Below are 23,095 nucleotides of genomic sequence, written 5' to 3'. Positions count from 1 at the left end.
GATGTGGGCCCGGGAAGGATGTTGACCACGCGGAAGGGGCAAGTGATGCGAGCGGTGGCGGTGACGGCGCTGGGCGGTCCCGGTGTGCTGCGGGTGGTCGAGCAGCCGGACCCGGTTGTCGGCCCGGGAAAGGTGCTGGTCCGGGTCCGCGCGGCGGGGGTGCAGCCCGCCGATGTGGCGGCGCGGACCGGGCTGATCCCCGGTGGCCCGGTCGAACCGCCTTTCGTGCTCGGCTGGGACTTCGCCGGGAACGTGGCGGCGGTCGGCGACGGCGTCACCGAGCACCGGCCGGGCGGCCGGGTCGCGGGAATGGTGCCGTGGCACCTGACCCGGGGCACCGCCGGTGCGTACGCGGAATTCGTCGTGGCCGACCGGGAGTGGCTGGTCGGCGTACCCGACGGGATCGACATGGCGGCGGCGGCGACCATCGCGTTGAACGCGCTGACCGCGCGGCAGGCCCTGGCGTTGCTGCCGCTCGAGCCCGGCTCGACGCTGCTGGTCACCGGCGCGAGTGGCGGAGTCGGCGGCTTCGCGGCCCAGTTGGCGGTCCGGGCCGGGCACCGGGTGGTCGCGGTGGCGAGCCACGACGACGAGGCGTGGGTACGCGGCCTCGGCGTCGCCGAGGTGGTGCCCCGATCGGTCGACCTGGCCGGGCTCGGGCCGGTACCCGCGGTGCTGGACGCGGTGCCGATCGGCGCGGCGGTCGGGGCGGTGCTCGCCGACGGCGGCACGCTGGTGTCGACCCGCCCGGCTCCACCGTTGGATCCGGCCCGGCGGGTACGCCAGCACACGGTGATGGTCCGGCTCGACCGGCCGATGCTTGCCGAGTTGATGGCGGACGTGGCGCAGGGGCGGTTGCGGACCAGAGTGGCGGCCTCGTTGCCGCTGGCGGAGGCGGCCCACGCCCACCGGTTGGTCGAGGCCGGGCGGTTGCGCGGGAAGATCGTCCTCGTTCCTTGACGTTCTTCCCGCCCCGGGGACGGCAGCCCGAGGTGGGCCGGCCCGAGCCGGCAGCCCGAGCCGGCAGCCGCGTTCCGGCGGCGGGTGCCCGGTCGGTGCTTCCCGTGCCGACGTCATGGAAGTCCGCCGATGTTGGGCGGAATCGGCTACCGTCGACGGGTATGAGCGAGCCGTGGCCGGAAGGTCGCGCGGCGTCCGTTGACGACGGCGCCGGCAAGGGGCTCTTCGACGTCGGACCGGCCCGCGCCGGGTCGGCGGCGGACCGCTCACCCCTGCTGGGGGTGGACTACGACTCGGCGGCGGAGTGTCTGTGGCGCTGGGTCGACGCGCCGGCCGACGCGGTGGTGTCGGCGCTCGCGACCAGGTACGCCGGGCTGGATGCCGCCGGCCGCCATGCGCTCCGGTCGAGCCTGTGCCCGGACGACCTCTACACACTGGCGACCTTCGCCCGACGCCGCGCGTTCGCCGCGATCCGCACCGGGGCCGTTGCCGAGGTACGGGCCGCCTTCGACGCGCTCTCGGCGATCGAACTGAGCCGGATCGACTGGCGGGACATCTGGGTCAGCAGCGCACTCGCGTCGTACGCGGCGGAGCGGCTCGCCCTGACCCCGGCCGAGGCGGTACGCGATGCTGCCGGACGCGCCGAACCGGAACTCGCGGCCCTGCTCGGCGAGGTCACGGCGGACAGCGTCGACCTGGTGCAGGAGTGTGGCTACCGGGTGCTGGAGACACCGACGGGCCGGGTACTCGTCGACGACGAGGGCCGGGAGTACGCGCCGGAGGCCGACCTGCCCGCGCTGGCGTTCGAGGCGGCCGCGATGCTGGAACGGGACGACTACCAGGTCGGTCAGGTGTCCGTGGCGGTCGAACTGCCCGGGATGTGGCTCGGCGGTGCCCGGAGCCCGGCCGTGGACGCCGCCCGGCGGCTGACCGGCTGTGCCTGCGTACACGCCGGTGCGGGGAAGGACACGGTCCCCGCCGATCAGCACGTCCTGCTGGTGTTCCTGGCCGAGGCCGCCAGCGCCGGGGACGCGGCGGCGCTCGCCGAGGCGGCGTCGCGGCAGCCGGCAGATCAGGCGGTCGCGTCGGGGGTGGCCGCCGGCCGGCACTGCGCGGTGGTCGTCGCCCGCTCGACAGTGCTCGGCCTGCCCGCGATCGAGACCCGGTCCACTCTCGGCCGGTTCGCCCCACGGCTCGCGGCCATCCTGCACGGTGGCGCCGGGTCGTCGGTCACTGCTCGCTGGTGACCACCAGTACCTTGCCGACCGCCGAGTTCTGCACGGCGGCGTGCGCGTCGGCGGCCTCCGCCAGCGGGTAGTGGTGCAGCGGGAGGCCGGCGTCGATGCCGACCCGGAGGACCCCGGCCGCCGCCCCGGCGGCGACGTCCGTGACCGCGTGCGCCTTGGCGACCGGCGGCAGGGTGTAGACCATGACGAACTGCCACCGCGCGTTCGGGCCCATGAGCGGCCGGACGGGCAGGGTGAGCTTCTCGCCGTCGTCGTCGGCGTAGACCGCCACCGCGCCGTTGGCGCCGATCACCTGACGGTCGATCTCCGCATTCTTGGCGGCGGCCACCTCGACGATCGCGTCCACCCCGTCCGGCACGATCTTCCTGATCTCGGCGACCACGTCCTCGTCACGGTAGTTGATCACGTGTGACGCGCCGGCCGCCACCGCGAGCTGAGCCTTCTCGGCGCTGCTGACCGTGGCGATGACGGTGGCGTCGGCCCACCGGCCGAGTTGGATCGCCGCGTTGCCGACCGCCCCCGCGCCGCCCTGGACCAGCACGGTACGGCCGGTGAGCGCGCCGACGTCGAGGCGGTCGGGCATCGTCTCGCCCACGGTCAGGCAACGGTGGGCGGTCAGGAACGGGATGCCGAGGCTCGCACCGAGGTCGAAGGAGGCGGCACCGAGCCGTACCACCTGCCGGGCCGGTACGACGGTGTACTCCGCGGCCGTCCCCCACTGGCGCTGCCAGGCCGCCTCCCAGATCCAGACCCGCTCACCGACCAGTTTCGCGTCGACGCCGGTGCCGACCGTCTCGATGATTCCCGCGCCGTCCTGGTTCGGGATCTGCCAGCCCTGCCCGGGCGGTGCGCCGGATCCGTCGCCCTGCCGGGCCTTCCAGTCGGTGGGGTTGACTCCGGAGACGGCGACCCGGACCAGGACCTCGCCGGGGCCCGGCTCCGGGACCGGTCGGTCGACCACCTCGAGCACGGACGGATCGCCGGTGCGGTGGTAGACGGCTGCTTTCATGGTCGACTCCTCACCGGGTGCTGATGCGCCCGATCACCTGTTGCCTCGACACGCGGGTTGAGCCTCGCACGCTCCCCGGCCGCTCACCATCTTGCTGCGGGTCGAGGTGGCCCGGCAGGGTTTCCGGCGGCTCGGGGGCGCGGGTGTGGGATGTCACGATCCGGGGCGGCCGGCGCCGGACCGCGCGATGATCATGAAGGTGGCCGCCCGGTGACCGTGGCGTTGTCGGGTGGCCGGTGCCACGAAAGGGTTCACGGTGGCGTGACGACGGACCCGATATGAGCGGTGACCAGGAATCGCTCAGGTTTGTCGGGTAGGACTGATGGGCAAGGTCCGTCTGGCGACGCCGCCTGTCCCGGTCTGCCGGCGGGGTCGGTGGGCGGAGGCCGTACGGGGCACCGTGGCGGGGTGGCCCGGATCGCCCCGGGCCCGACGACGCACGAGTCGCCCATGATCGTTGTCGGGCGGCGTCCGACCGGAGACCTGGAGACACCGATGACGACGTCACCTGACACCGTGGTCACGGCTGTGGCCGTACCCGGGGGATCGGGTGACGCGCCGGACCCGGGCTCGGGAGGGCGGGACCGGTACCTCGACCTGTGGCGTGCGGCGGCCCTCGTCCGGGTGGTGGCGTACCACGTACTCGGCTGGATCTGGCTGACCGTGCTGTTCCCGGCGATGGGGTTGATGTTCGCCCTGGCCGGATCGCTGATGGCCAGCTCGTTGGGGCGTACCGGCAACAGCGCGGTGGGGCGCCGGCTGCGCCGGCTGCTGCCGCCGCTGTGGGGGTTCGCGGCGGTGGCGGTGACGCTGCTGCTGGTCACGGGCTGGCGGACGGCTCCGGCGGCTCCGCTCGGCTGGGGCGAGATGGTGTGGTGGATCTTCCCCGCCCGGACCCCGCCGGTCGGCGGCCAGTCCTGGGCGTGGGCCTACAACGTCGTGCTCTGGTACATCGTCACCTACCTCTGGTTGGTCCTGCTATCGCCGGTCCTGCTCGCCCTCTTCCGTCGCTGGCCGTGGCACAGCCTGGCCCTGGCGATCGCCCTGCCGATCGCCTTCCGGTTCAACGTGGTGAACGTCGGCGGCTACTTCAACGAGCAGGCCACCAACGTCAGCACGTACCTGGCCTGCTGGCTGCTCGGGTTCGCACACCACGACGGGCTGCTGCGCCGGATCCCCGCCCGGCGGTACGCCGTCGCGGTGGCCGCGCTCGCGGTGACCGGCGCCGCCTGGGTGCTGGTGGTGGGCTGGTCGAGCGGCAACTACGACCTGAACCGGGTCGCCGGCGGCAACACGCTGTGGTCGATGGCCTTCGTCGCGACGGTGCTGCGGTTCCGGCCCCGGCTGGACTGGTTGGGGCGGATCCGTCCGCTGGACCGGCTGATCGAGTTGTTGAACGCGCGCGCGGTCACGATCTACCTGTGGCACCTGCCGGTGGGGGTGCTCGCCGGAGCGCTGCTCGCACCGGTCGCGGTGTCCGGCTGGGTGGCGACCGTCGCCGTCCGGCTGGCCGCCGTCTGGGTGCTGATCGCCGTGGCGGTCGCCCTGTTCGGCTGGATCGAGGACCTGGCGGCCCGCCGCCGGCCGGCGCTCGTTCCGGCCCGGGTCAGTCCGGCCCGCACCCGACGACCCCGCACGCCGGCGGCGTCCGGCGCGTCCGGCTCGGTGTCCCGGGTAGCCGGCGCGGCGGCCCGGGTGGCCGTGGCGCCCGGTTCGGGCAGCGGGTGGCATCGGGCGATGGCGTCGGTGGTCGCGGTGCTGGCCGTGGGCCTGGCCGTGATGGCACTCAACCTCTGGCCGGGGGTGACGACCCGCAGCCCGGCCCAGGTGGCCCGGCCGGAGGTCACCTACCGGCTGTCCGACCTGCCCATGCTGGTGGACGGGACGTCGACGCCGTCATCGGCGCTACCGTCATCGACGCCGTCGGCGGTCGCCGCGACGCCCGGCGCCGTGACCGTGCACGGCGAGCTCTATCCGCGCGCGGTGCTCACCGCCGCACCCAGCCGGCTCCGCGTGCAACCGCCGGCCGGCTGTGGGCGGCTGCGGGCCGTCATCGACGTCGGCGCCGACGATGCCGAGGTCACCTTCGCGGTACGGGCCGACGACGTGACCGTGTTCTCCTCGGGCGTACGCAGCCGGGCGGACCGGGCGGAGCAGATCGACGTGGACGTCACCCGGGCCAGCCTCGTCGACCTGGTGACCAGTAGCCCGTCGGGCGGCGCCGTGGGCGTCTGGGCCGATCCGCGTTTCGTCTGCTCCCCGTAGCCCGGGTCACCGGGACCGCAGCACCACGTCCTTGCCGAGGTCGCCCCAACCGCTCTCGCGGGCCCGGGCCAGCGTGTCGCGGAGCTGTGGCTCGTCCACCGGCCGCTCCGTCCCGGCGTACTGGAGGGCGACGGCGAACCGGTCGCAGAGATAACCGAGCAGGTCCTCGTCGGCGTGCAGCACCTCGCAGATCCCGGTGACGCTCCGGTTGTGGAACAGTCCGGCCATTCCCTCCAGCGCGGCCTGCTCGTGACCCTCGACATCGATCTTGAACAGTAGCGAGTCGTCGTCGCGGAGGCGGATCCGTTCGTCCAGCCGGAAGCACTCCACCTCGACACCCCGGTCGTTCGGCACCCGTAGCGACGCGACGCCGGTGTGCTCGTGCAGGTAGAGCCGGGCGGTGGCCGAGTGGTCGCTGGCGGCCCCGGCGTGCAGCACGGTGCCGGGATAGTTTCCGTTGGCCGCCGCGATCGTCTTACGCAGCCAGGGGAGTACGGCGGGGTTCGGCTCGACCAGGTGTAGTTCCCGAAGCCCGTGGTAGGAGGTCGAGAAGGCGACCTCGCCGTAGTTGGCGCCGACGTCGATGGCCACGGTCGGCCGGACCTCGGCCACCAGGCGGCGCCAGGCGGCGACCGCGTTCCGATCGAGGTTGCCCTTGTAGACAGCCAGCTCGGTGCCGCGGATGTCGGTGTGGTCGGCGTGCAGGATCACGCCGATCTCGTTGCGGAAGGCTCCGGCCCGGGTGCGAAGGGCTATCCGGTGGGCGGCTCGACGGACGTGTTGTGCGCCGGACTGATGGAAGGCACGGCGCAGCGTCGATCGAAAAGTTGGCATGCGGTTGACCGTTCTCGCGGATCGTCCGGCGGGGTTTTCGCACGTCGACCGGCCTGCGGGGGCGTCCCACGGCGCCGACGACGATGCCAGCGAAGTCTGTGGCGATGTGGGGCTCCACCGGACCGGCTGGCATATCCGCTCCACGCCTCGCCCTCCAGCGACCTCCTCCAGTAGGGCCTGCTCATCGGGCATGTTACGCAGACAATTACCTAGAGCAACAGCCCTGATACGGAGCGGAGTAATATGCGTAACGGATTCGTATTACCCGAAACGGGAGCAGAACGGCATACGGCAGGCGGGGGTCGGGGCCGGCCCTCCGGCCCGTGGACGCCTTTGCCGGATGGCGTTTCGCGCTCCGCCGGGCACGCCTGGCGCAAAGACGAGGAGCCGGCCGCCGACCCGCGCGCCGACCCGCGCGACGCGAGCCGGTCCGGCTGCCGTGACGGATAGCCGACACCGCCCCGGGCGGCTCAGCCGGCCCGTTCGGGCACCAGCCCGGCCAGGACCCGGTGCAGTCGCAACGCGGTCTCCCGGTCGAACTCCGGCCGGCCCAGATCCACCGGTACGCCCCGCCGGAACGCCGACAGCGGTGCTGCCGGCGGATCGGCAAGCAGCCCGAGCAGCGGTGGGGTGATCTGCTCCACCCGGGCGGCGAACAGCCGGGCCAGCAGCTTGACCAGCGACCGGGTCGGCTGTCGGAACGGCTCGGCCAGTCCGGTGTCGACGAACAACGGGTTGTAGAGCACGTACCGGATCCCGCTGCCGCGATGGCGGGCCGCGAAGGCGACGCCGAGCAGGTCGTTGGCGCGGGCACCCTGCATGGTGGCCCGGAGGCCGCCGTAGCGCCGCCGGAGCTGGAGATCGTCCCAGTGAATCTTTCCGGCCCGGATGCCGCCGGTACCGCAGAGATTCAGGACCACCGGGCGGTCCGCGCGGGACAGTGGCTCGTGCAGCAACTCGGGCAGCAGGAACCGGTTGAGTACGTAGAGCGCGAACGTCCGCTCGAGGCCCTCCCCGGTCTCGCCCCGGCTCGGGTGGTACCGCCCGGCGCAGAGCACCAGGGCGTCGACGGTGTCGTACCGGGCGCGTATCTCGGCGGCGAGTTCGGTGGTCCGGGCGATCGAGCCCAGGTCGACCTGGCGGAAGGCGAGCCGATCGGCGCTGCCCTGCCGGACCGCCTCGGCCTGTAGCGCGGCACCGTTGGCGGCACTGCTGCCGATCGCCACCACCCGGTGGCCCGAGGCCAGCAGTTGCCGGGCCAGACCCGCGCCGATGCCGCTGGTGCCCCCCGTGATCACCACGGTCCTCATCCGGTGTCTCCTCTTTCGGTCGGCGGCCAATGTCCGGCCAGCGGATAATCTGAACCTTTCCGCTGGTGGCGAATGGGCGAAAGAAGGCACATCAATGTCCCCTGGCGACGGCGACGCGCGACCCCGGGTACGGCGGTCGGGATCCGGGTGCCGGTCACGTGTGCAGACCGGGCGGCCTGCTCGGCCTCGGACGTGTTGCACCGGGTCGGTGACAAGTGGAGCGTGCTGGTGCTCTCGCTGCTGAGCCAGCGTGGCTACGGCTTCAACGAGCTGGACCGGGCGGTGCACGGGCTGAGCCGCCGGATGCTGACCCGTACGCTGCGCGGGCTGGTCCGGGACGGGCTGGTCAGTCGTACCCCGGGGCCGGAGGTTGCTGCCCGGGTGGAGTACGCGCTGACCGGCCTGGGACGTTCGCTGCTGCCGCTGGTGGTGGCGCTCGGCGAGTGGGCCGTGGCCAACCAGCCCGTCATCGGCGAGGCCCGCGCCCGGCACGACGCGGGCATCACGTCGTAGCCGGACCCTGTCCCTCGGCACCGGAGATCGGCGACGGTCGGGGCGGGTACGTCGCCGGTCAGCAGGTGGAGTGGAACAGCCCGCCGACCGGCTCCCGGGCGGCGAGCGTGTTGTACAGCTCGACGGCCTCGCCGGTCGGTGCCACGTACGCCTCGATTTCCCGCTCGGCGAGGAACCGCAGCGTCGCCGGGTCCACCCGGAGAACCCCGTCGAAGCCCTCGGACAGGACCACCCGGGTCGCGCCGTTGGCGAGCAGTTCCTCGACGTCCGCCGGCTGGATCCCGGGCTCGTGCCGGGTGCCGGTCTCGGACCAGTCCCAGGGCCGTCCGCCACCGGGGTACAGCTTGAAGTCCTTGGCCTCGCCGAGGCCGTCCACGACCATCCGCCCCCAGGCGACCTCGAGGATCCGTGGCGACCGGGCCGGAGGCACGGTTTCCTCGGTGAGTTCGGTGATCTCCGGGAGGACCAACGCGGCGAGCTGCTCGGCGTCCGGGTCGAGCGGGTACGACGCGTGCGGAACCGCCACCACCCGCATTCCGGCCGCGGCGGCGGAGCGTACCCCGTTGCTGGAGTCCTCGACGGCCACGCAGTGCTCGGCCGGCACGCCGAGCCGGTCGGCGACGGCGAGGTAGACGTCCGGGGCGGGCTTGCCCCGGGGTACCTGTTCGGTGGAGAGCGTCACCCGGAACTGGTCGGTCAGCCCGGTGGCCGCCAGCGCCACCTCGATCAGCCGGGGCGGTGACGAACTGGCCAGCCCGAGCGGCCAGTGCCGGGCGATCCGGCGGACCACCTCGGGGGCGCCGTCGACGACCGGCATCCGGACCTCGTACTCCCGGGCCATCTCCTCGACGACCTCGGCCGCGATCTGGTCGGCCGTGCCGGGTACGCCGAGTTCGCCGAGGTAGCCGGCCCATTCGCCGGTGCTCATGCCCATCAGTCGACGTTGCGTGTCGGGCTGCCACCGGCCGCCGTTGCTGTCGACGTACCGTCGGCGGACCCGTTCCCACACCGGTTCCGAGTCCACGAGTATGCCGTCCAGGTCGAAGATCACCGCATCCACCACGGCTCCATCCTGCCGTAAACGGCGGACCGGGGCCGGATCCGCCGGCTCCGGCGGTGCTCAGGTGCCGAGGACGGCGGGGCGTAGCAGCGCGAAGGCCCGGTCGGTCAGCGCGGCCCGGTCCGCGGTGCCGCCCGAGCGCAGCCATTCCCGGGAGACGGTGTCCAGGGCGGCCGAGGCGGCGTTGGTGAGCAGGTCGGCGGTGAAGGTGTCGAGGGTGGCACCGGCCCGGTCCTGGAGGGCGGCGCTGACCCGGGTACGCCACTGTTCCCGTTTCTCGTGCCGGCGGGCCCGCAGCGACGGGGTCGACTCGATCAGGCGGTGCGCCGCCAGTTCGCGCTCGGAGCCGTGGATCCGTTCCTCCCAGCGACGCAGCACCTGGTGCAGGCACTGCCACGGATCCTCTCCGGCGGGCCGGGCGCGGATCTCCTCTACGACCTGCTCGCCCAGCACGTCGACCCCGCCGAACACCACGTCCTCCTTCGCCGGGAAGTAGCGGAAGAAGCTGCGTTTGGTGAGGCCACCGGCCCTGGCTATCTCGTCGACCGTCGTCTGGTCGAATCCGCGCTCCGCGAACATCGCCAGGGCCAGCGCCGAGAGTTCGGCGCGTACCGCTCGGCGGGTTCGTTCCCGCAGTCCGTCCGCGACGCCGTCGTCGTTCACGCACCGGAGTTTACCTTCGGACACCGGGTGTCAGAGATGACACCTGGTGTCATATGCTCGGCGGGACGGTTCCGACGACCCCGGCGGGACCTCGTAGCCAAGGAGGTCGTCGTGACGACGCTGCACGGCAAGACGGTGCTGGTGACGGGCGGGACGGGCGGGATCGGCAAGGAAACCGCCCGCCGGCTGGCCCGGCTGGACGCCCGCGTGGTGCTGGTGGGACGGGACCCTGGCCGGGCCCGGTCGGCCGTCGAGGAGATCCGACGGGACACCGGCAACCCTGACGTCGCCGCGCTCACCGCCGACCTCACCCGGCAACGGGACGTCCGTCGGCTGGCCGGCGAGCTGACGGACCGGTACGCCGCCCTGCACGTACTGGTCAACAACGCCGGGGTCGTCGCGCCCCGACGCGAACTCACCGAGGACGGTGTCGAGACCGCGTTCGCGGTGAACGTCCTCGCCCCCTTCATGCTCACCCACCTGTTGTTCCCGGTGCTCCGCGCGTCGGCACCGGCCCGGGTGGTCAATGTCGCCGGCGGCATTCCACGAGGGCGGATCGACCTGGACAACCTTCAGGGTGAGAGGTCCTACGTCGGACTGTCCTGCTACAACCAGACCAAGCTGGCGCTGATGGCGATGAGCCACGCCTTCGCCGAGCGGGTGGCCGGGACCGGGGTCACCGTCAACGTGGCCTATCCGGGCCACGCCTACACCTCGATGAACAAGGACCTGGCCAGTACGGCGTACCCGGTGCTGGCCCGTCCGGTCGTGCCGCTGCTGAGGCTGCTTCTGCCGGTGTTCTACGGCGGTCGGGCGGTGGTCGACGCGTCGCGGTCCAGTGCCCACCTCGCGTCGAGCCCGGACCTGGCCGGGATGCACGGCACGTACGTCGACAGCCGGAGCCGGCCCACCCCGTGGCCCGCGTCGGTGCTCGACGAGCGCAACCGTGCCGCCGTCTGGGAGATCTGCCGGCGCTTGGGTCCGGTGGACGACGCGCTGCTGTCGGATCGCGAATGGGGATCGGCAGGGTAGCAAGCGAGCCTGTCGTAGTTGCTGGTCAAGTCGGCTATCGGACCGATATTCCTGACTCTTAACTCAGATTGGAGATGATGTTTCGACATTGACGGGGATCATCGTCTCAGGGGGCGGATATGGAAAGAATGGCCCGGGTACGAGCACTGCTGGCCGCTGTGCTGGGCGTGATCGGGGCATTGGCGCTCGCGCCGCCGGCCCTCGCCCGACCGAACCCGGACGGGGTGGCCACCTCTGCCGTCATCCCCGACACCTGCCCAGCCGGCGGAAACGACTGCGTCGACGGCACCATCGCGAAACTACGCGAACGGTTCGCGTCGCTCGGGCGGTCCTGCGACCACCACAGCACGTTCGCACTGGCCTACCTGCGCACCACCCAGGGCTTCAAATGGGGGCGTGACCAGGAAGGATTCTTCGCGGACAACCGCTGGGTGAACCGCGAGGGCGCCCTGTTCGCCGAGTACTACCACCGGGCGTACGACGACTGGGCCGCCGGGCGCCGCTCCTCGGTGCCGCTGGCCTGGCTGACCGCGCTGGACGCGGCCCGGTCCCGTCGACTGAGCGGCGCCGGTGACCTGATGCTGGGAATGAACGCGCACATCAACCGGGACCTGCCGTACGTCCTCGAACGGGCCGGGCTGACCACACCAGACGGCAGCAGCCGGAAACCCGACCACGACAAGGTCAACAAGATCCTGGCCGAGGTGATGGATCCGCTGCTGGCGGAGCTGTTGACCCGGTTCGACCCGTACGGCTTCGACACCGGAATTCCGAACAGCACCGTGCTCGAAGTGATCATCCGTTGGCGCGAGCAGGCCTGGCGCAACGCCGTACGGCTGGCCAACGCCCGGAACCCGCTGGCCAGGGCCCTGGTGGAGTTCGACATCGAGTCCGGGGCCGCCACCGTCGCGGCCGGACTGGCCACCCTGACCGGCTACGTTCCACCGTTCACCGGGCCGGAGCCCCGGAACACCCACTGCGTCGCCCGGCATGCCGTCGCGCCGCCGCTGGCCTACCCGTTCGGGCTCCCGCCGGCGTACTAGACGGGCGGTCGACACTTCCGCGCCCGTACATCCGTCGCCGCGGGTTTAAGCACCGCGACCCAGGCAATCCGCCAACGGAACGGCGGAGGGGGCGGTCGGGATGAGGATGGCCGGTCGAGGCGGAGGATGATCTTCCGGGCGGTGCTCGTCCTCGTCGGAGTCGGCGGCGTTGCCTTCCTGCTGAGCTGGGCGCTCGGCCGCTCGCTCCGTCCGCTCCTGCGGGGCAGCCGGTTCGAGGGCTTCCTCAGGATGGCGCAGGTGCGCAGCCAGCGGGCGTTCAGCACCCTGGCGGTGGCGCTGTCGACGTACTACGCGCTGCCGGTGACGGGACTGCCGCCGAGGACGCTCAGCCATCTGCGGCACTGGGACCTGCTGGTGGCGATCGGCGCCACAGGCTGGCTGGTCACCAGGGTGCTGCACGCCTGCGAGTCGTGGATCTTCCGGCGCTATCCCCGCAGCCCCACGGACGAACGCATCCGCCGGACCCGTACCCAGGTCCGGGTGATCCGCCAGACGACCGTGGCGCTCGTCGTCCTGGTGACCCTCGGCGCGATGCTGCTCACCTTCCGGCCGGTCCGGGTCTTCGGAATCTCCCTGCTCGCCTCCGCGGGGGTGTTCGGCCTCGTCGTCGGGGTCTCCGCCCGGCAGGTGCTCTCGGCGGCCATGGCGAGCCTCCAGATGGCCTTCACCAATGCGCTGCACATCGACGACGTCGTCGTGGTGGACGGTCAGTGGGGGCAGGTCAAGGAGGTCCAACTGACCCACGTGGTGATCCGCACCTGGGACCACCGCCAACTGATCATGCCCAACAACTATTTCCTCAACACGCCCTACGAGAACTGGACCCGTTTCGGGGCCGGCGTCGTGGGCGCGGTGGACCTGGTCCTGGACTACACGGCCGACCTCGACGAGTTGCGCGGGGAGATGGGACGCCAACTGGAGAGGTCGTCGGTGTGGGCACGCGGCGACTGGGGGCTCCAAATGATCGACATGGGCGAGCACAGCGTGACGGTACGGATCACCGCCACCGCCCGGGACGGGCCGAGCGCGTGGAACCTGCGATGTGAGGTCCGGGAGGGGATGGTGGCGTACCTCCGGGACCACCACCCGCAGTGGATGTCGCGCCGCCCCCACTACGAGGAATGACCGGCCGCCCTGCCGGCATCGACCCGCACCTGCCGGCGGCCCCGCCCGGCAGGGCCGCTCCGGACGACCCGGAGGGGCCGCTCAGGCGGACTTGCGGGTGGCCTTCTTCGCGGCGGCCTTCTTGGCCGTGCCGGTCTTCTTCGCCTCGGTCGCCTTCGTCGTGCCGGTCTTCTTCGCCCCGGTGGCCTTCTTCGCCCCGGTGGACTTCTCCGCCGCCTTCTTGGCGGCCTTCTTCGCCGCGGGCGCCGCCTTCGTCGAGGCCGCCGCCTTCTGCGCGGACTTCGCCGACGAGATCGGGGTCGGTTTTCCGGCGCCGGCTCCGGCCGGCTCCTCGCCCCGGGCGGCACGGGCCCGGTCCACCGAGGCCCGTAACGCCGCCATCAGGTCGACCGCCGCCGCCGGCGCCTCCTCGACCTCCTCCGGCTGCACCACCTCCCGGCCCTCGACCTTGGCGTCGATGACCTCCTGGAGCGCCGCCCGGTAGTCGTCGGTGAAGACGTCCGGCTCGAACTCCCCGGCCATCGAGTCGATCAGCGAACTCGCCATGGCCAGTTCCGGGGGGCGTACCGAGATGTCCTCGTCCAGGAACCCGAAGTCGGGTCGACGGATCTCGTCGGGCCAGAGCATGGTGTTGAGCAGCAGTACCCCCTCGCGTACCCGCAGGGTGGCGAGCTGTTCCCGCTGGCGCAGCGCCACCTTCACGATGGCCACCCGCTCCGAGTCGGTCAGCGCGTCCCGCAGCAGCACGTACGGCTTCGCCGCCGCGCCGTCCGGCTCCAGGAAGTACGCCTTGTTGTAGAGGATCGGATCGACCTGTTCGGCCGGTACGAACTCCAGCACGTCGATCGCGTGCGAGGTGCTCAGCGGCAGCTCGGCGAAGTCCTCGTCGGTGAGGATCACCATCTCGCCACCGCCGATGTCGTATCCCTTGGCGATGTCGTCGTAGCTGACCTCCTCGCCGTCGATCGAGCAGGTGCGCTTGTACTTGATCCGGCCGCCGTCGGTGCGGTGCACCTGATGGAAGCGGATGTCCTTCTCCTCGGTGGCCGAGTAGACCCGTACCCCGATGGAGACCAGCCCGAACGAGACGGCACCCCGCCAGATAGCCCGCATGATCTGAGCCCTTCCCCCATCCGAGCGGAAATTCACCCGGCCGGGTGAATTGAGCCCCCCTGAGCAGCCGGTACCTCCGCCGATACCGGCGTGGATGACCGGTCTGATCCAGGATCGCATCGGATCGAACCGGACGCGAGGGTTTCGGGGCGGACCTAGAGTGGGGACCGTGCCCGGCACGCCGGTCAAGCCGATGCTCGCGACCACCGGGGAGCTGCCCACAGGCCCCGGCTGGCTGTATGAGTTCAAATGGGACGGGGTACGGGCGGTCGGCGACCTCGCCGCCGACTCCCTGCGGATGTACGCGCGCTCCGGAGTGGAGATCACCGCCGCCTATCCCGAACTCGTCGCGCTCGGTCGGCAACTCGCGGAGCGGGCCGACGACGCGGTACTGGACGGGGAGGTGGTGGTGTTGACCGAGCAGGGGCAGCCGTCGTTCACCGCCCTCGCCGAACGGATGCACGTCCGGGAGCCGGGCCGGGCCGCGCGCCTGGCGGCCAGCCTGCCGGTGACGTACATGATCTTCGACCTGTTGCGGCGGAACGGCGAGGACCTGACCGGATGGCCCTACCTACGCCGCCGGGAGGCGCTGGAGGCCCTCGGCCTCGGCGGGCCGCGTTGGGCGGTGCCGCCGGTCTTCCCGGACGGCCTCGCCACCTACCAGGCGGCCGGCGAGCACGGCCTGGAGGGCGTGGTCGCCAAGCGTGTCGACTCGGTCTACCGGCCCGGGGTCAGATCGCCGGACTGGCTGAAGGTGAAACTGGAGGTCACCGACGACTTCGTGGTCGGCGGCTGGCGCCCCGGGGTACGCCGGATCGGCGGGCTGCTGGTCGGGGTTCCGGCGCCGGACGGCGCAGGACTGGTGTACCGGGGTCGGGTGGGCGGTGGGATCGGCGCGGCGATCGAGCGCGAACTGCTCGCCGTCCTCGAGCCGCTGCGCAGCGCCGGGTCACCGTTCGTCGGCACGGTGCCCCGGGAGGATGCCCGGGGCGCGATCTGGGTAAGACCCGAGATCGTGGTGGAGGTGAAGTACGGCCAGCGCACGCCGGACGGCCGGCTGCGGTTTCCCCGGATACGCCGGCTGCGTACCGACAAGAGCGCGGCGGACGTCGATGCCGGCTGACCGGGGAGCGAGCGTTGTCGGCTGACCAGGAGGGCGAGCATGCCGGCTGAGCGGCGGGTGCGGGTCGAGGTCGAGGGCCGCGAGCTGGAGCTGTCCAACCTGGACAAGGTGCTCTACCCGGCGTCGGGGTTCACCAAGGGCGAGGTGATCGACTACTACACCCGGGTGTCGACCGCGCTGCTGCCGCACCTGCGAAACCGGCCGCTGACCCGGATCCGTTATCCGAACGGCGTCGACGCGTCGTTCTTCTTCGAGAAGAACGCGCCGGCCAGCACCCCGGACTGGGTACGACTCGAACGGTTGCCGTCCCCGGGCTCGTCCAAGGACCGGGAGGTGCTGGACTACGTGGTCTGCGAGGACCTGCCGACGCTGGTCTGGCTGGCGAACCTGGCCGCCCTGGAACTGCACGTCCCGCAGTGGCGGATCGGGGCCGAGCCGGACCTGATGGTGATGGACCTGGACCCGGGCGCACCCGCCGGACTGGCCGAGTGCTGCGGCGTCGCTCTGCTGATCCGGGAGCGGCTCGACGCCGACGGGATCACCAGCTACCCGAAGACGTCGGGCCGCAAGGGCATGCAGTTGAGCTGCCCGATCTCGGGCCGGCAGTCCGCCGAGGTGGTCTCCGGGTACGCCCGCCGGGTGGCCGAGGAACTGGCCCGGGAGGTGCCGAAGTCGGTAACCGCGCAGATGGCCAGGCGACTGCGGCCGGGCAAGGTGTTCATCGACTGGAGCCAGAACAACGCGGCGAAGACGACGGTGGCGCCGTACTCGCTGCGGGCGCAGCCCGTCCCGTCCGCGTCGACGCCGCTGACCTGGGCCGAGGTCGAGGCGGCGGCCGAGGGCGAGCCGGGCGCCGTCCGCCAGTTCCCCGCCGCCGAGGTGCTGTCCCGGATCGAGGAGTACGGCGACCTGATGGTCGACCTGCTCGACGGTGGCCCGGAACTTCCGCTCCGCTGACGTCCCGGCATCGACATCCAGGACAGGTTCCGTGGAACCCGCCGGACGGCTCGCTCCGTGTCTATCCCGACGGAGGGAGCCGGATTCATGGGTCTACACCTGTTCCGCTCGGCTGACGACCGGGACAAGGAGTTCGCCGACTACTACGCGGCGCGCGGCGCCCGGATGCGGACGACGGCGTTTCTGCTCTGCGGTGACTGGTATCTGGCCGAGGACCTGACCCAGATCGCCTTCACCAAGCTGTACCGCGCCTGGCGTGGGATCGACCGGCACGAGGTGCTGGACCAGTACGTCCGCCGGATCCTGCTCCGGGTGTTCCTGGACGAGAAGCGGCGCCCCTGGCGCCGGGAGCACAGCTCGGGACACGAGAGCGCCCAACTGGACCGGCCGGTGGCGGCACCGGACATCGAGAGCCGGCTGGTGCTGCGGGCCGCGTTGGCCGCCCTGCCGCCCCGCCAGCGCGCGGTCCTGGTGCTGCGGTTCTGGGAGGACCTGTCGATCGAGCAGGCGGCCGAGGTGCTCGGCGTACCGGGCGGCACGGTGAAGAGCCAGACGGCGCGCGGTCTGGAACGGCTGCGCGCGCTCGTCGGCCGGGACATCACCGGGGAGAGCCCGGACATCGCCGGCGGAAACCGGTCGACGAGCGGAAACCAGTTCCTGGGAGAGATGCGATGAACGACGTCCGGCAGGTCTTCGACGAACTGCTGACCGGGCCGGTGCCTCCGATGGCGTCGTCCGAGGTGATGCTCGCGGTGGCCCGACGTACCGAACAGCGGCGTCGTCGGGTCGGTCTCACCATCGGGGCCGGTGGACTGGCCGTACTGACGGTCGCCGTCGCGGTGGGAATCGGGTCCTCGGCCGGTCGGCCGTCGCCGGGCCCGGACGCGGTGGCCGACGGAACGGCGACGTCACCCGGCGGCGCTGGTACGCCGACGCGGCCGGCTCCACCCGGCGGCGTCCGGAACAGCGCGGACATCCTCGACGCGATCGCCGCCGCGCTGCCGGCCGACCACACCATCCGGCGGGCTCCGGGGGGCGAGGACGTCAGCACCCGCGACGTACCGGACCTCGACGTGCTGCGGCCGGGACAGGGGCTGCGGGGAGTCCGGCTTCTCGACGCCATGGCCGTCGTGTACGCCGGGGACCGGGCGGGCGAGATCGCGGTCACAGTGCGGGACGCGCGATCGGCGGCGGACCCCGGGCGCCGGACCGGGATGCCCGGCGACGGGGAACTGTGCGTGCTCCGGACCCCGCCGCCGGGACCCTGGCCGTCCACGGCGCCGGAGGGCGGGAACTGCCGGACGGTACTGGTGGGTGATGTCGCGGTGCGGATCACGACGGTCGGCCGGCCGGATGCCACGGCCGCCGGCGACGACGACGCCCCGGTGCCCGGTGGCGGCCGATCCGGGCCCGGTGGCGCCACGACCAATCCGCCCGAGGGCACCTGCACCTCGGCCGTCCGGTTCGCCGAGGGTGTGGAGGTCGGGGTGCGGTGGTGCACCGCCGTCACGTCGTTCGCCCTGGCCGGGTCCCGGGCCCCGCTCGACGGATCGGTCCTCGGTGATCGGCGACTCGCCGAGATGGCCGCCGGCCCGGCCCTCCTACCGGTGCCGGAGGCCGGCCGATGAACCTCCCGGCCCGGTGGCCGCACCGCTGATCGTCCGCGCGCCAGGTGTACTGCCCAGCCAGGACAGTGCGGGACAGCGACGCGGCGCGCTGCTCAGCCGGGGTGCTGGGGAAGCCGGTCGACCGTGGCCCGGACCTGGGCGACGAACTCGGGATGCGCGTCGTGGACGAGCACCGCGTGGCCGTCGTCCGAGGTCCGGGCCCTGGTGATCCGGGCCAGGCTGGCCAGCACGAACGGTGCCGGCGCGGCGATGGCGAGCACGAATCCGCTGATCATCGGGATGCCGAGTACGGCCGACTGTCCGGCCACGATCCGGGCCACGATCGCGCCGAGCAGGAGCGCGAGGCCGCCCCAGAAACAGACGGACGCGACCAGCAGCCACCACCGGCGGGTACGGAGACACCGGGTACACAGCGGCCAGCCGGCGATCCGGGTCACCCGTACCTTGCCCGCGTGCTCGCCGACCCGTCCGGCGGTGGCCAGGACGTTGCCGCCCAGTGCCGGGTTGCTCTCGGTCAGCTTCGGACGGGACTGCAACGCGAAGTCGACCCGTCTGGCGGCGGGCAGCCCGTGCCGGGCGCAGCGGTCCAGCTGCGGCAGCACCGCGTCCAGCGCGCTGACCGGGAGGGCGAAAGAAGTGTCCATATAGAAATCCTGTCGGGATCCGTGAATGTGTATGGTATCCGGGCAGTGGCGTCCGGGCGGCCGGCTCCGGGGGCAAGGGCAATGGAGCACCTGGGGGTAGGACAATTGTCCTTCAAGGCAGACCACACCGGCATCCGTGAATTCGGCACCGCCGTCGGCGACCTGACCGACGACGCCGACGCGGCCGGAAGATACGTACAGCAGCATCTCGGCATCGGCTATGCCGAGGGCCGGATGTTCGCCACCGTCGTCGAGGGTGTCAGCAACGCCCGAGAGCAGTTGCAACAGATCTACAGCCGACTGAACACCCTGACCTCCGCCTCCGCGCGGGAGGTCGACAAGGCTGCGCACTATTACCAGACCACGGACACGGCCGCCGCCGAGCGCCTCGACCGTACCTACTGATCCGCCATCTACTGATCCGCTCCGGGCCACCGGGTGGATGACGGCTGCGTGACCAGGACACCGCGACGCCGCCCACCACACGTCGGACAAGGAAGGGCAGAACAAGCATGGGTTCCCCCTCGGCCGAGTTGACCGCGCCGACCAGCAGTGATCCAATTCCGGACCTCGTCGAGAACATCGTCGGCTTTCCGCAGTACATCAGCCCGTCGTACTGGCTGGGCTGGGCCGCCGAGCAGGTCTGCGGCACCAATCCCTGGCAGTGGGTCGCCGACCAGTACGCCGGGGACTGGGCGGCGGTGCAGAAGGCCGGTGTGGCGGTGAAGAATCTCGCCGAGTTCAACACCGCGTACGCCGGTTCGATCAACTCCGCCGTCGCCACTGTGAAGTACGACTGGCAGGGCAACGCCGCCGACAGCGCCGCCGAGTACTTCAACGGCCTGGTGAAGGTCCTCCAGGACCAGGTCTCCTCGCTCAACTCGCTCGGCGGCCAGTTCAACTCGATGGCCATCGGCATGTACGAGTCGGCCAATGCCATCAAGGGTCTACTGGAGACCCTGACCGATCTGTTGATCGCGATCGGTATCGAGGCGGCGGCCGCCGCGGCGTCCAGTTGGACGGTCATCGGCCCGATACTCGCCGGTGCCGCCGCTGCGGTGACGGTCACCAAGGCGATCGGCGTCTGGGGTCAGGCCATCGAGGTCCACAACCACGTCTGGACCGCGGTGCAGGGCTTCACCGGCGTCGTCGCCGGTCTGCTCGGCGGACTGCAGGGTCTGGACGCGCAGCCGCTGCCGGCCGGCGCCTACGACCACGCGGGAGTCTGAGGTGACCCGGCCGAACGACGAGGAGCCGATGCTCGACGTGGCCCGGGGTGATCCGGCGCTCTCCCAGCATCTGCGCAACTCGCTCAAGCTGCTTCGCGAGCGCAGCGACGACCCGGAGTTCCGGCGACTCGCCGACGACATCATCGCCGGCCGGCGAGGGCTGCGGGACGCGGCGACCTCGCCGGTCTTCAACCGTGCGCTCAATCCTCAGGTGGAGCGCTTCGCGCAGCGCTGGGAGGAGCTCTCCGACGAGGAGAAGGCGGAGTTGGCCGCGCGTGGCGAGGCGGACTTCGCCGCGTCCCGGGAACGGATCGAGCGGGAACGCCGCGAGCGTGAGCGGTGGCGCCGGGACCACCCGGACGAGTAGCCGTCGCCGGGACCATCCGGACGAGTAGCCGGATGTTCCCGGCGCGGGCGCGGACCGGCCCGTCGGACGGGTTCAGTCCACGCTGGGCAGAGACGGGCCGAGCACGTCGTCGGCGTCCACGATGGTGTACGCGTAGCCCTGTTCGGCCAGGAAGCGCTGCCGGTGGGCCGCGTACTCGGTGTCGATGGTGTCCCGGGAGACCACGGTGTAGAAGTGCGCCTGCCGACGGTCGGCCTTCGGCCGCAGCACCCGGCCGAGGCGCTGTGCCTCCTCCTGACGGGAGCCGAACGTGCCGGAGACCTGGATCGCCACCGCCGCCTCGGGCAGGTCGATGGAGAAGTTGCCCACCTTCGAGATGACCAGGGTGGAGATCTCGCCGGCCCGGAACGCGTCGAAGAGCCGCTCGCGCTCCTTGTTGGTGGTCGAGCCCTGCACGATCGGCGCGTCGAGCACCTCGCCCAGCTCGTGCAACTGGTCGATGTAGCCACCGATCACCAGCACCTGGTCGTTGGCGTGCCGTTCGACGAGTGCCTTGACCACCGGCAGCTTGGTCCGGGCCGTCGCCGCCACCCGGTAGCGCTCCTCCGGCTCCGCGACCGCGTACGTCAGCCGCTCGGCCTCGGTCAGCGTCACCCGTACCTCGGTGCAGTCGGCCGGGGCGATCCAGCCCTGCGCCTCGATGTCCTTCCACGGCGCGTCGTAGCGCTTCGGGCCGATCAGCGAGAAGACGTCGCCCTCCCGGCCGTCCTCCCGGACCAGGGTGGCGGTCAGCCCGAGCCGCCGCCGGGCCTGGAGGTCGGCGGTGAACCGGAAGATCGGCGCCGGCAGCAGGTGGACCTCGTCGTAGATCACCAGCCCCCAGTCGCGGGCCCCGAACAGGTCCAGGTGGGTGAAGGCGCCGCCGCGGCGCGCGGTGAGCACCTGGTACGTGGCGATGGTGACCGCCCGGATCTCCTTGCGCTCGCCGGAGTACTCCCCGATCTCCTCCTCGGTCAACGAGGTGCGGGCGATCAGTTCCCGCTTCCACTGCCGGCCGGCGACGGTGTTGGTGACCAGGATCAGGGTGGTCGCCTTCGCCTCCGCCATCGCGGCGGCCCCGACCAGGGTCTTGCCGGCCCCGCAGGGCAGCACCACGACGCCGGACCCGCCGGCCCAGAAGCTCTGCACGGCCTCCCGCTGGTACGACCGCAGGTCCCAGGCCGGTTTCCCGTCGGAGCCGGCGGTGGCCAGTTCGATCGGGTGCGCCTCGCCGTTGACGTACCCGGCCAGGTCCTCGGCGGGCCAGCCCAGCTTCAACAGCGTCTGCTTGAGCCGGCCCCGCTCGGACGGATGGACGATTATGGTGTCGTCGTCCAGTTTCGACCCGAGCATCCCGGCCAACTTCTTGCTCTTGGCCACCTCGATCAGGACCATCCGGTCCAGGGCCCGCAGCACCAGGCCGTGGGTGGGGTGGGCGACCAGTTGGAGCCGGCCGTACCGGTCCATCGTCTCGGCCACGTCCACCAGCAACGCATGCGGCACCGGATAGCGGGAGAAGCGCAGCAGCGCGTCGACCACACCCTCGGCGTCGTGGCCCGCCGCCCGGGCGTTCCACAGGCCCAGCGGGGTCAACCGGTAGGTGTGCACGTGCTCGGGGGAGCGCTCCAACTCGGCGAACGGCGCGATCGCCATCCGACAGGCCAGCGCGTCAGGATGATCGACTTCCAACAGCAGGGTCTTGTCCGACTGCACGATAAGTGGTCCGCCGCTCACGCCCACACCCTCCCGTTCGGGGGTCGGGCGTCCCACGCACCGACACTCCAGTCTTGCACGTTGGATAACGAAGCGAAAAAATCCTTCAATCGGTGCAACCTAACCGGTATTCCCGTGCGTCTAGCTGTCGACGGCTCCTGGGGAGGACCAGATGGTATCCGCGCGTTTCGGCACCCGTCTTGTTGCTCTGGTCGCGGTCACCCTGTTCGGCGCCGGTGCGTGCGCGTTTGATCCGCAGAAAGACCAGTCGGGAGCCGGGGGGCTCGCGCCGGTCGAGGCGGAGAACGCAACGGGGGCGAGCGCGCCGCCCGCGCCGGATCAGGGGAAAACACCCGCACCCACCACCACGAAGCCACGGCCACCGACCACCACCGCGCCGACGAAGAAGCCGACCAGAAGGCCGGTCCGAGCCGGTTCGCCGAAGCCACCGAGCGGCTGCCCGCAGGGCGACCGGCAGCGTGACGTCGAGCGGTACCTGGCCCGGCTGGGCGGGTTCGGCACCGTCACCGTCGACGGCCGGCAGTCGGCCGCCGACTGCGCGGCCATCAAACGGTTCCAGCGCCGGTACGACATCCGGCCGGCCGAGGGCCGCGCCGGACCGACCACCGCCGACGTGGCCCGGCGGCTGGCCAGCACCGACACCGACAAGTGCGCCGACGGCAGCGGTACGACCTTCTGTGTCGACCTGACGTTGCAGACCGTCTGGGCGATGCGCGGCGGAAAGGTGGTGATGGCGCCCACCGTCACCCGTACCGGCATGTCGGGCTTCCGCACCCCGTCCGGCACCTACAAGGTCAACTTCCGGAACACCAAGGAGTGGTCCGACCCGTACGAGGTGTGGCTGCCGTACTGGCAACGCTTCATCGGCGGCATCGGGTTCCACCAGACGACCACCTATCTGCACAACAAGTCGATCGGTTCGCACGGGTGCGTCAACCTGCTCCCGACCGACGCGCGGCGGATGTGGGACCTGGGCAAGGTGGGCACCCGGGTGCACGTTCTCGGCCGGCGCCCCGGCACCTGACCCCCGCCCCGGAGGGGGCCCAGGGTGGCACACCGGGGGCGACTCGGGGTCGCGGAGCCTGTCATATCGGCCGATCGGATGCGAGTCTGGACGTCCGGGCAGCCGCAGGTGGGAGGTTCGCAGATGACGGTCGACGGCGAGGTGAGGCCCGACACGGGCTCTCCGCCCCCACCCGC

At 71.6% G+C, this 23,095-nt stretch carries 23 protein-coding genes and 1 pseudogene; 15 read left to right on the top strand and 9 right to left on the bottom strand.

Annotation, left to right across the window (positions count from 1 at the left end; all coding sequences use genetic code 11):
- Positions 1-45 precede the first annotated feature (45 nt).
- Complete coding sequence (locus I0C86_RS17615) at positions 46-960, top strand: NADP-dependent oxidoreductase (RefSeq protein ID WP_196202328.1); 915 nt, start codon at positions 46-48, stop codon at positions 958-960.
- Positions 961-1,121: 161 nt separating this feature from the next.
- Positions 1,122-2,207, top strand: a complete 1,086-nt coding sequence (locus tag I0C86_RS17610) for a hypothetical protein (RefSeq protein ID WP_196202327.1) — start codon at positions 1,122-1,124, stop codon at positions 2,205-2,207.
- Here I0C86_RS17610 and I0C86_RS17605 read toward each other — a convergent pair.
- Positions 2,191-3,216 carry an NADPH:quinone reductase gene (locus tag I0C86_RS17605; protein ID WP_196202326.1) on the bottom strand — a complete coding sequence of 342 codons (1,026 nt, stop codon included), beginning with the start codon at positions 3,214-3,216 and terminating at the stop codon, positions 2,191-2,193. The two genes, I0C86_RS17610 and I0C86_RS17605, sit on opposite strands and share 17 nt — an antisense overlap.
- A gap of 495 nt (positions 3,217-3,711) precedes the next feature.
- Between I0C86_RS17605 and I0C86_RS17600 the strand changes: the two genes are divergently transcribed.
- Complete coding sequence (locus I0C86_RS17600; protein WP_196202325.1) at positions 3,712-5,481, top strand: acyltransferase family protein; 1,770 nt, start codon at positions 3,712-3,714, stop codon at positions 5,479-5,481.
- 6 nt (positions 5,482-5,487) lie between these two features.
- On the opposite strand, the gene I0C86_RS17595 is transcribed toward I0C86_RS17600, so the two are convergent.
- The gene (locus I0C86_RS17595; RefSeq protein WP_196202324.1) at positions 5,488-6,315 is read right to left on the bottom strand and encodes an FkbM family methyltransferase; all 828 of its coding nucleotides are present in this window, start codon (positions 6,313-6,315) and stop codon (positions 5,488-5,490) included.
- A gap of 470 nt (positions 6,316-6,785) precedes the next feature.
- On the bottom strand, positions 6,786-7,625 hold the full coding sequence (locus I0C86_RS17590; protein ID WP_196202323.1) for an SDR family NAD(P)-dependent oxidoreductase: 840 nt from the start codon (positions 7,623-7,625) through the stop codon (positions 6,786-6,788).
- A 72-nt stretch (positions 7,626-7,697) separates the two neighbouring features.
- Here I0C86_RS17590 and I0C86_RS17585 point away from each other — a divergent pair, with 72 nt between their 5' ends.
- Positions 7,698-8,138 (top strand): winged helix-turn-helix transcriptional regulator, encoded by a 441-nt coding sequence (locus I0C86_RS17585; protein ID WP_196202322.1) that lies wholly within the window; start codon positions 7,698-7,700, stop codon positions 8,136-8,138.
- Positions 8,139-8,196: 58 nt separating this feature from the next.
- Here the strand turns inward: I0C86_RS17585 and I0C86_RS43505 are convergent, their stop codons facing one another.
- From I0C86_RS43505 to I0C86_RS17575, 3 genes and pseudogenes are all read right to left on the bottom strand, one after another.
- Positions 8,197-8,568, bottom strand: a complete 372-nt coding sequence (locus I0C86_RS43505) for an Mth938-like domain-containing protein (RefSeq protein WP_323373702.1) — start codon at positions 8,566-8,568, stop codon at positions 8,197-8,199.
- A pseudogene (locus I0C86_RS43500) lies at positions 8,545-9,201 on the bottom strand (HAD family hydrolase); the annotation flags it as partial. The gene I0C86_RS43505 and the pseudogene I0C86_RS43500, both read right to left, overlap by 24 nt.
- Before the next feature lie 57 nt (positions 9,202-9,258).
- The gene (locus I0C86_RS17575) at positions 9,259-9,861 is read right to left on the bottom strand and encodes a TetR family transcriptional regulator (protein ID WP_323373700.1); all 603 of its coding nucleotides are present in this window, start codon (positions 9,859-9,861) and stop codon (positions 9,259-9,261) included.
- 111 nt (positions 9,862-9,972) lie between these two features.
- Between I0C86_RS17575 and I0C86_RS17570 the strand changes: the two genes are divergently transcribed.
- From I0C86_RS17570 to I0C86_RS17560, 3 genes are all read left to right on the top strand, one after another.
- The gene (locus I0C86_RS17570; RefSeq protein ID WP_323373699.1) at positions 9,973-10,893 is read left to right on the top strand and encodes an SDR family NAD(P)-dependent oxidoreductase; all 921 of its coding nucleotides are present in this window, start codon (positions 9,973-9,975) and stop codon (positions 10,891-10,893) included.
- Positions 10,894-11,012: 119 nt separating this feature from the next.
- On the top strand, positions 11,013-11,936 hold the full coding sequence (locus tag I0C86_RS17565; protein WP_196202320.1) for a DUF5995 family protein: 924 nt from the start codon (positions 11,013-11,015) through the stop codon (positions 11,934-11,936).
- Positions 11,937-12,062: 126 nt separating this feature from the next.
- Positions 12,063-13,082, top strand: coding sequence for a mechanosensitive ion channel family protein (locus I0C86_RS17560; RefSeq protein WP_196202319.1), 1,020 nt, complete (start codon positions 12,063-12,065; stop codon positions 13,080-13,082).
- 81 nt (positions 13,083-13,163) lie between these two features.
- On the opposite strand, the gene ku is transcribed toward I0C86_RS17560, so the two are convergent.
- The gene (ku, locus tag I0C86_RS17555; protein WP_196202318.1) at positions 13,164-14,195 is read right to left on the bottom strand and encodes a non-homologous end joining protein Ku; all 1,032 of its coding nucleotides are present in this window, start codon (positions 14,193-14,195) and stop codon (positions 13,164-13,166) included.
- Positions 14,196-14,364: 169 nt separating this feature from the next.
- Here ku and ligD (I0C86_RS17550) point away from each other — a divergent pair, with 169 nt between their 5' ends.
- The 4 genes from ligD (I0C86_RS17550) (at position 14,365) to I0C86_RS17535 (ending at position 17,903) form a co-directional block, all read left to right on the top strand.
- Complete coding sequence (gene ligD, locus I0C86_RS17550) at positions 14,365-15,318, top strand: non-homologous end-joining DNA ligase (protein ID WP_196202317.1); 954 nt, start codon at positions 14,365-14,367, stop codon at positions 15,316-15,318.
- A gap of 39 nt (positions 15,319-15,357) precedes the next feature.
- Positions 15,358-16,275 carry a non-homologous end-joining DNA ligase gene (ligD, locus tag I0C86_RS17545; protein WP_196202316.1) on the top strand — a complete coding sequence of 306 codons (918 nt, stop codon included), beginning with the start codon at positions 15,358-15,360 and terminating at the stop codon, positions 16,273-16,275.
- An 87-nt stretch (positions 16,276-16,362) separates the two neighbouring features.
- The gene (locus I0C86_RS17540; protein ID WP_196202315.1) at positions 16,363-16,950 is read left to right on the top strand and encodes a SigE family RNA polymerase sigma factor; all 588 of its coding nucleotides are present in this window, start codon (positions 16,363-16,365) and stop codon (positions 16,948-16,950) included.
- Entirely contained in the window at positions 16,947-17,903 is a 957-nt protein-coding gene (locus tag I0C86_RS17535) for a hypothetical protein (protein ID WP_196202314.1), read from the top strand. Before I0C86_RS17540 ends, I0C86_RS17535 begins: the two co-directional genes overlap by 4 nt.
- A 92-nt stretch (positions 17,904-17,995) precedes the next feature.
- On the opposite strand, the gene I0C86_RS17530 is transcribed toward I0C86_RS17535, so the two are convergent.
- Positions 17,996-18,547, bottom strand: coding sequence for a hypothetical protein (locus I0C86_RS17530; RefSeq protein WP_196202313.1), 552 nt, complete (start codon positions 18,545-18,547; stop codon positions 17,996-17,998).
- 105 nt (positions 18,548-18,652) lie between these two features.
- Here I0C86_RS17530 and I0C86_RS17525 point away from each other — a divergent pair, with 105 nt between their 5' ends.
- From I0C86_RS17525 to I0C86_RS17515, 3 genes are all read left to right on the top strand, one after another.
- A complete protein-coding gene (locus I0C86_RS17525) occupies positions 18,653-18,952 on the top strand; it encodes a type VII secretion target (protein WP_196202312.1) in 300 nt (99 codons plus the stop codon).
- A gap of 107 nt (positions 18,953-19,059) precedes the next feature.
- On the top strand, positions 19,060-19,776 hold the full coding sequence (locus tag I0C86_RS17520; protein WP_196202311.1) for a hypothetical protein: 717 nt from the start codon (positions 19,060-19,062) through the stop codon (positions 19,774-19,776).
- Between the two features lies 1 nt (position 19,777).
- Positions 19,778-20,143, top strand: a complete 366-nt coding sequence (locus tag I0C86_RS17515; RefSeq protein WP_196202310.1) for a hypothetical protein — start codon at positions 19,778-19,780, stop codon at positions 20,141-20,143.
- A gap of 72 nt (positions 20,144-20,215) precedes the next feature.
- Here the strand turns inward: I0C86_RS17515 and I0C86_RS17510 are convergent, their stop codons facing one another.
- A complete protein-coding gene (locus tag I0C86_RS17510; RefSeq protein ID WP_196202309.1) occupies positions 20,216-21,895 on the bottom strand; it encodes a DNA repair helicase XPB in 1,680 nt (559 codons plus the stop codon).
- Positions 21,896-22,046: 151 nt separating this feature from the next.
- Between I0C86_RS17510 and I0C86_RS17505 the strand changes: the two genes are divergently transcribed.
- Complete coding sequence (locus tag I0C86_RS17505) at positions 22,047-22,919, top strand: L,D-transpeptidase family protein (protein ID WP_196202308.1); 873 nt, start codon at positions 22,047-22,049, stop codon at positions 22,917-22,919.
- Positions 22,920-23,095 lie beyond the last annotated feature (176 nt).

The organism is Plantactinospora alkalitolerans (assembly GCF_015690345.1).
Taxonomy (GTDB): Bacteria; Actinomycetota; Actinomycetes; order Mycobacteriales; family Micromonosporaceae; genus Plantactinospora; species Plantactinospora alkalitolerans.
Note: the sequence above shows the minus strand (reverse complement) of the source record. Positions and strands in the feature narration are given on the sequence as shown.

Bases quoted from the DNA above. Each gene is read 5' to 3' on its own strand.
- I0C86_RS17590 (WP_196202323.1), bottom strand. From the start codon at position 7,625: ATGAGGACCGTGGTGATCACGGGGGGCACCAGCGGCATCGGCGCGGGT.
- ku (WP_196202318.1), bottom strand. From the start codon at position 14,195: ATGCGGGCTATCTGGCGGGGTGCCGTCTCGTTCGGGCTGGTCTCCATC.
- ligD (WP_196202316.1), top strand. From the start codon at position 15,358: ATGCCGGCTGAGCGGCGGGTGCGGGTCGAGGTCGAGGGCCGCGAGCTG.
- I0C86_RS17565 (WP_196202320.1), top strand. From the start codon at position 11,013: ATGGAAAGAATGGCCCGGGTACGAGCACTGCTGGCCGCTGTGCTGGGC.
- I0C86_RS17600 (WP_196202325.1), top strand. From the start codon at position 3,712: ATGACGACGTCACCTGACACCGTGGTCACGGCTGTGGCCGTACCCGGG.
- I0C86_RS17505 (WP_196202308.1), top strand. From the start codon at position 22,047: ATGGTATCCGCGCGTTTCGGCACCCGTCTTGTTGCTCTGGTCGCGGTC.
- I0C86_RS17535 (WP_196202314.1), top strand. From the start codon at position 16,947: ATGAACGACGTCCGGCAGGTCTTCGACGAACTGCTGACCGGGCCGGTG.
- I0C86_RS17605 (WP_196202326.1), bottom strand. From the start codon at position 3,216: ATGAAAGCAGCCGTCTACCACCGCACCGGCGATCCGTCCGTGCTCGAG.
- I0C86_RS17560 (WP_196202319.1), top strand. From the start codon at position 12,063: ATGATCTTCCGGGCGGTGCTCGTCCTCGTCGGAGTCGGCGGCGTTGCC.
- I0C86_RS17615 (WP_196202328.1), top strand. From the start codon at position 46: ATGCGAGCGGTGGCGGTGACGGCGCTGGGCGGTCCCGGTGTGCTGCGG.
- I0C86_RS17595 (WP_196202324.1), bottom strand. From the start codon at position 6,315: ATGCCAACTTTTCGATCGACGCTGCGCCGTGCCTTCCATCAGTCCGGC.
- I0C86_RS17585 (WP_196202322.1), top strand. From the start codon at position 7,698: ATGGGCGAAAGAAGGCACATCAATGTCCCCTGGCGACGGCGACGCGCG.
- I0C86_RS17530 (WP_196202313.1), bottom strand. From the start codon at position 18,547: ATGGACACTTCTTTCGCCCTCCCGGTCAGCGCGCTGGACGCGGTGCTG.
- I0C86_RS17540 (WP_196202315.1), top strand. From the start codon at position 16,363: ATGGGTCTACACCTGTTCCGCTCGGCTGACGACCGGGACAAGGAGTTC.
- I0C86_RS17610 (WP_196202327.1), top strand. From the start codon at position 1,122: ATGAGCGAGCCGTGGCCGGAAGGTCGCGCGGCGTCCGTTGACGACGGC.
- I0C86_RS17520 (WP_196202311.1), top strand. From the start codon at position 19,060: ATGGGTTCCCCCTCGGCCGAGTTGACCGCGCCGACCAGCAGTGATCCA.